The following is a 550-nucleotide window of genomic DNA, read 5'->3' as shown; positions in this document are numbered from 1 at the left end:
TCCGCCGGACGCCGGCCCGACGGCGGTTCCGACGCCGCCCGAGGGAGAGCAGACTCCGGCGCCTCCGTCTCCGGCACCTCCGTCTCCGGCGGGTCCGGCCATCTCCGGCACCGACGCGCTCCCCCTGCCCGCCGTCGACTCCGCCTCCCCCGCGGCGACGCCTCCTCGTGCGGAGGCGGTGTCCACGGCGGCCGCCATGGCACCGGTCGACGCACCGGTCGACGCCGGAGCGGTCCGGTCGGCCCCCGCTCTCCCGTCGTCGGCCCCATCGACCGCGCCTCCGACGACCGGAGCCGTCGTGCCGTCCCCGCCCTCCTCGTCCATCGAGGCAGCGGCGGGCGCGCGTACCGGCGAGGACGGCGGGACGAGCGCAGGATCGGACGGCAGGACGTCCCGCCTCGCCGGCCCGGCACCGGACGGAGCGACGGCCACGCTCGCGCTCCCGACCGAGGCCACGACCGTCCCCGAGACCCCCTCCGTGTCCGGGACGCCCTCCGTCCCGGTGCCGTCTGCCGCCACCCCCGCAGGCCCGAGCGCCGTCGATCCGGTA

2 pseudogenes are annotated in these 550 nt (G+C 78.9%); one reads left to right on the top strand and one right to left on the bottom strand.

The features are described from left to right. Positions 1-198 (bottom strand): annotated as a pseudogene (locus D8M34_RS19690) (hypothetical protein); the annotation flags it as partial. Between D8M34_RS19690 and D8M34_RS19685 the strand changes: the two are divergent. Further along, positions 197-550, top strand: a pseudogene (locus D8M34_RS19685) (hypothetical protein); the annotation flags it as partial. The pseudogenes D8M34_RS19690 and D8M34_RS19685 sit on opposite strands and share 2 nt — an antisense overlap.

The sequence above is a fragment of the Microbacterium sp. HSID17254 genome (assembly GCF_003989315.1).
In the GTDB taxonomy this organism is placed as follows: domain Bacteria; phylum Actinomycetota; class Actinomycetes; order Actinomycetales; family Microbacteriaceae; genus Microbacterium.
Note: the sequence above shows the minus strand (reverse complement) of the source record. Positions and strands in the feature narration are given on the sequence as shown.